Origin of the sequence: Streptomyces anatolicus, from assembly GCF_019400875.1 — a bacterium.
Taxonomy (GTDB): domain Bacteria; phylum Actinomycetota; class Actinomycetes; order Streptomycetales; family Streptomycetaceae; genus Streptomyces; species Streptomyces anatolicus.
Window position 1 is genome coordinate 1 of sequence record NZ_WMBF01000515.1, and the last position, 4247, is coordinate 4247.

A 4247-nucleotide genomic window follows, 5' to 3' on the forward strand; every position below is an offset into this window, starting at 1 on the left:
CCGGGGAGCGGGTCGTGACGGCCGTCGACGGGACGCTGGTGCCGTGGCTCGCGGAGGCGGACGTCGTCCAGGGCGAGGCGGCCGGGGCCGTCCCGCTGCGGTCCGTCGACCCGCTGACGCCGCTGCATCGCGTACCGGGCACGCCGGGGCCTGGGCGGGGCGCGACGGGCGGCCCCGGCCCAGGCGTGCTCCTGTACGCCGCCGAGCAGCTCGGCAGCGCCGCCAGGACCTGCGAGACGGCCGTCCAATACGCCCGTGACCGCGAACAGTTCGGGCAGCCGATCGGCGCGTTCCAGGCCGTGAAGCACCTCTGCGCCCAGATGCTGGTGCGCGCCGAGGTCGCCCGCGCCGCCGTCTACGCCGCCGCCGTGACCTGCGACCCCCTGGAGGTGGCCGGTGCCAAGCTGCTGGCCGACGACGCGGCCGTCCGCAACGCACGTGACTGTCTGCAAGTGCACGGTGGCATGGGGTTCACCTGGGAGGCCGATGTGCACCTGCACCTCAAGCGCGCCTGGGTGCGGGCGCGGCTCGGACAGGTGGCCGAGGAGGCCGAGGAAGCGCTTGCCTCCGCTCTGTGACCGGGTTCTGGGCGGCCGGGTGCCGGTGGCGCTACGGAGCGTTGATATCGGGTTGTGTCCTACGCGTGACTAGTCACGGCATGGAGTCGGCGCCCGGCTCGGGTACCTTGTCTCAGATGCGAGTGGTTCTGAGGCTGAGCCATCCCGGTGTTGCCCCTGAGGCGGCTCCGGGCCCGGCAATGCGCGGCGCTCGCGACGCAGGACGGGGTCTCGTGCCCGCCTGTTCGACCCCCCGCGGTACGCGTCGCACAGTATGCAGCACGCGTACTCCTTCGCGCTGGAATATGCCCGAAGCGCTTGTTGGGGTGACTGAACGTCAATCATGCTGTCTCCTAAGGGGATCACGTTCCGTGACCCCGTGGAGTCGCGAGGCGATGTGTCCGCCGGTTCGGATGGTGTGAGCGGTGCAGGTGCTTCTAGTTCAGCTGGAGGTCGGGGCCGACCCCGCGGAGGTGGGGCGGGCCAGGCGATGGGCCCGTTCGCGTCTGGCGGGCTCGGGGATAGAGGTCGACGAGCCAGTTGCCGAGACACTGATCCTGCTGATCTCGGAACTCGTCACCAACGCCGTTGTGCATACGGGCTGTCCGGCGGTCCTGCGCATGCTCCTGCCCGGCGTCCCCGACGACGTGCCGGGCACGGTCCGGGTCGAGGTGGCCGACCGCAGCGCCCGCCCGCCCCGCCAGCGGCACGCCGAGGGCGACGACACCAACGGCCGGGGGCTCGAACTCGTCGACGGCCTCGCCGACCGCTGGGGCTGGCAGCCCGAGGGCGGCGGCAAGAGCATCTGGTGCGAGGTCGACCGGTGCGAGCCGGGCGTCCCCGCGGTGACCTTCGACGGCGCGTCGTACGGCGACACCGACGCCGATGCCGACGTGGCGTACGAAGCCGTCTGACCCGGCCGGACGGGCCCTGGGGGAAGTGTCCGTCCCTGTCCGTCCCTGAGCCCGTATGCGCCGTCGTGTGCCACGATGCGCGCACCCGTGCGCGGGCGGGATAAAACGGGCATTGACCATTAATCCCCGGCAGGGTGTTGACGTAGCGTGTCCGATTGATCACGCTTGTGTGCAGCGATTCGCCGCGAGGGGACGTCGAGGGTGCTCGGTGACGGAGATCCTTGACGAGATGTGGGTCGCGATTTCGGCGTCGGTCCCCTCGGGGTCACGAGGGAGAGTGTCGAGCGCCGAGCCGGAGGGCGGCGCGCGGCATCGCGCTCGGGGCGGAAGCAGGCGCGCCGCCGTCCGAGGGTCAGTGGCCCGGGGCGCGCGGCGCCTCGGGGCTCAGAGCACGGCGACCGGTGCCACCGGCGTCCCCGTCGCGCCGACGAACGGCTCCGGCATCGCGGAGAGCAGGAAGGCGTAGCGCGAAACTTCTGCACAGGCTGTGGACAACTTTTCGAGATTCCAGTTCTGGCCTTGCAGCATCCCCATCTCGACCAGATCGAGCGCGTGCACGGGCAGCCACAGATTCTCGATCTCCGGCGGGAAGATCTCGAAGGTCAGGGTGTCATTGGCGACCGCGGCCACGTCCCGCGCGTGGAACCACTCGGGCGTACGCAGCGAAAGGCCCGGCGACGGATGGCCGTACGCGTCCCTGTCACCCGCCAGATAGACCTGGATCTGCCCCGTGCGTACGAGGACGATGTCGCCCGCGCGGACCGTGACGCCCCCGAACTCCTCGGCCTCGTCCAGGTCTTCGGGCGTCACCGTGTGTCCGCCAGGCAGCCGGTCGAGACCCTTGGCGCGCGCGACATCCAGCAGCACCCCGCGCGAGAGGACGTGCGCGACCTTGTCGATGCCGCTGAAGCGCGCGCCCGTGTGGGCCGTGATGGTGTCGGCGGGGCGGCCGTTGTAGATCTTCCCGGAGTGCGAGGCGTGGGTGAGTGCGTCCCAGTGGGTGGCGGTCTGCAGGCCCATCGTCACCGCGTCGTCGCTGGTGGCGACCGTGCCGGGGCCGAAAAGCTCCTGGTTTATCTGCACCATGGCGTGCAGGGGGTTCACCCGCCCGGGGATCAGCCCCGTCTGCACGCCGTTCTCCTTGAGGGGCAGCGCGAGCGGGACGCGGCGGCCGGAGCGGACCTCGGCGGCGGCCGCCCGTACGACGTCGCCGGTGATGACGTTGAGCGTGCCGATCTCGTCGTCGGCGCCCCAACGCCCCCAGTTGTTCACGCGTTTGGCGATGTCGTGGAACTCGGCCGGCAGTGACATGAGTCCTCCGCGGGGCTTGTCCTGAGGTATCTGACGGGTCATAGAATCTAACGGTCCGTCAGAAAACGCGGGAAGGGGCCGGTGTGGGGAACTTCTTGGCAGGCGAGGTGGTGGCCGTCACCGGCGCCGGGCGGGGCATCGGCAGGGCCGTGGCGCTCGCCGCGGCGGCCGAGGGGGCGAAGGTCGTCGTCAACGACTACGGCGTCTCCATGGAGGGCGCCGAGCCGGCCGGCGAGGTGGCCGAGGCCGTGGTCAAGGAGATCCGGGCCACGGGCGGCGAGGCCGTCGCCGTCGCGGACGACATCTCCACCATGGCGGGCGGGCAGCGGGTCGTCGACGTCGCGCTCGCCGAGTACGGCCGCCTCGACGGGGTGGTGTGCGTCGCGGGGATCCTGCGCGAGCGGATGCTCTTCAACATGTCCGAGCAGGAGTGGGACCCGGTCGTCGCCACCCACCTGAAGGGCACGTTCACCGTCTTCCGCGCCGCCTCGGCCGTGATGCGCAAACAGGGCTCGGGCACCCTCATCGGCTTCACCAGCGGCAACCACCAGGGCTCCGTCGCACAGGCCAACTACAGCGCGGCGAAGGGCGGGATCATCTCGCTGGTGCGCAGCGCCGCGCTCGGCCTGCACAAGTACGGGGTGACGGCCAACGCGGTGGCGCCCGTCGCCCGTACACGCATGTCGGCGAACGTGCCGATGGAGCTGAAGGAGATCGGGGAGCCGGAGGACGTCGCCGCCCTCGTCGTCTACCTGCTCAGCGACCGGGCCCGCGAGGAGAGGATCACCGGGCAGGTCTACACGATCGCCGGGCCCAAGATCGCCGTATGGGCGCAGCCGCGTGAGCTGCGCGCCGGGTACGCGGACGGGGCCTGGACCCCGCAGAAAATCGCCGACTTCCTGCCCGGGACGGTCGGCACCGATCCCATGCCGCTCCTCGCGCAGGTGGAGGCCATGGCCAGGGCGGCGGCCGACAAGGCACGCCCGAACGCGTAGGGGGGCCGGTGATGGATTTCGGCTTCGGGCCCGAGGACGAGGCATTCCGCGCCGAGGCACGCGGGTGGCTCGCCGAGCACCTGACCGACGGACATGCCCGCGCGCGTGGGCGCGGCGGTCCCGGCAGTGAGCACGAGGGCGCGGCGGAACGGCGTGCGTGGGAGCGGGAATTGGGGCGCGGCGGCTGGATCGGCATCGGCTGGGACAGCGACGCGTACGGCAACCGGCGGGCCACGCTGACCCAGCAGGTCGTCTGGGCCGAGGAGTACGCCCGCGCGCGGGCGCCGGGTCGCTGCGGGCACATCGGCGAGAAGCTGCTCGCGCCAACGCTCCTGGCATACGGCAGCCAGGAGCAGCGGGACGAGTTCCTGCCGCCGATCGCGCGGGGCGAGGCCCTGTGGTGCCAGGGGTACAGCGAGCCGGGGGCGGGTTCGGATCTGGCGGGGGTGCGGACGCGGGCGGTGCGGGAC

Annotated in this window: 5 protein-coding genes; 4 read left to right on the plus strand and 1 reads right to left on the minus strand. The window is 71.6% G+C overall.

Translation table 11 applies throughout. The features are described from left to right. Positions 1–578: acyl-CoA dehydrogenase family protein (locus GKQ77_RS28585; RefSeq protein ID WP_258022127.1), on the plus strand; the 578-nt coding region annotated here is incomplete at its 5' end. 404 nt (positions 579–982) lie between these two features. After that, the gene (locus tag GKQ77_RS28590) at positions 983–1471 is read left to right on the plus strand and encodes an ATP-binding protein (protein ID WP_219691846.1); all 489 of its coding nucleotides are present in this window, start codon (positions 983–985) and stop codon (positions 1469–1471) included. A 384-nt stretch (positions 1472–1855) separates the two neighbouring features. Here the strand turns inward: GKQ77_RS28590 and GKQ77_RS28595 are convergent, their stop codons facing one another. After that, positions 1856–2782 carry a cyclase family protein gene (locus GKQ77_RS28595; RefSeq protein ID WP_219691848.1) on the minus strand — a complete coding sequence of 309 codons (927 nt, stop codon included), beginning with the start codon at positions 2780–2782 and terminating at the stop codon, positions 1856–1858. 83 nt (positions 2783–2865) lie between these two features. On the opposite strand from GKQ77_RS28595, the gene GKQ77_RS28600 reads away from it, so the two are divergent. Further along, positions 2866–3777: an SDR family NAD(P)-dependent oxidoreductase gene (locus tag GKQ77_RS28600; protein ID WP_219691850.1), complete on the plus strand. Its 912-nt coding sequence runs from the start codon at positions 2866–2868 to the stop codon at positions 3775–3777. Between the two features lie 11 nt (positions 3778–3788). Then, positions 3789–4247: acyl-CoA dehydrogenase family protein (locus GKQ77_RS28605; protein WP_219691858.1), on the plus strand; the 459-nt coding region annotated here is incomplete at its 3' end.

What these genes read in the sequence shown, in the direction of transcription:
- GKQ77_RS28595 (WP_219691848.1), bottom strand. Translation starts at nt 2,782, where the DNA reads ATGTCACTGCCGGCCGAGTTCCACGACATCGCCAAACGCGTGAACAAC.